Origin of the sequence: Paraburkholderia sp. J67, from assembly GCF_905220265.1 — a bacterium.
In the GTDB taxonomy this organism is placed as follows: Bacteria; Pseudomonadota; Gammaproteobacteria; order Burkholderiales; family Burkholderiaceae; genus Paraburkholderia.
On the sequence record NZ_CAJMZK010000105.1, the window covers coordinates 1 to 409 of the forward strand.

Here is a 409-nt window from a genome sequence, read left to right on the forward strand (position 1 = left end):
ACGCCCATCTCTAGACGCTTTCAGACGAATCTCTTTACTACTTCTTCCTGATTGTTAAAGAACGACAGCCGATATTTCGTATTGCTACGTCATACCGCTCTGACTGGCTCAATCGCCAATGCAAAGTGTTCTGCAGCATTTCGCAGAAAACTATGCATTGAGGATTGGTGGAGGATGACGGGATCGAACCGACGACCCCCTGCTTGCAAAGCAGGTGCTCTCCCAGCTGAGCTAATCCCCCAGTCACATACTCTTGGATCCGCCTGTCACAGACAAGTGGTGGGTCTGGATGGATTCGAACCATCGACCCCCGCCTTATCAAGACGGTGCTCTAACCGACTGAGCTACAGACCCCGAGTCTGTCTTTAATACAGCCGACAAGTGTGAGCGCTTAACGCTGAAGCAGCGG

Annotated in this window: 2 tRNA genes; both read right to left on the reverse strand. The window is 51.6% G+C overall.

Going from position 1 to position 409, the window contains the following annotated elements:
• Positions 1 to 165: 165 nt before the first annotated feature.
• Positions 166 to 241 (reverse strand) — tRNA-Ala (locus tag U5782_RS41375).
• A gap of 36 nt (positions 242 to 277) precedes the next feature.
• Positions 278 to 354: transfer RNA gene (locus tag U5782_RS41380), tRNA-Ile, on the reverse strand.
• Between the last annotated feature and the right edge of the window lie 55 nt (positions 355 to 409).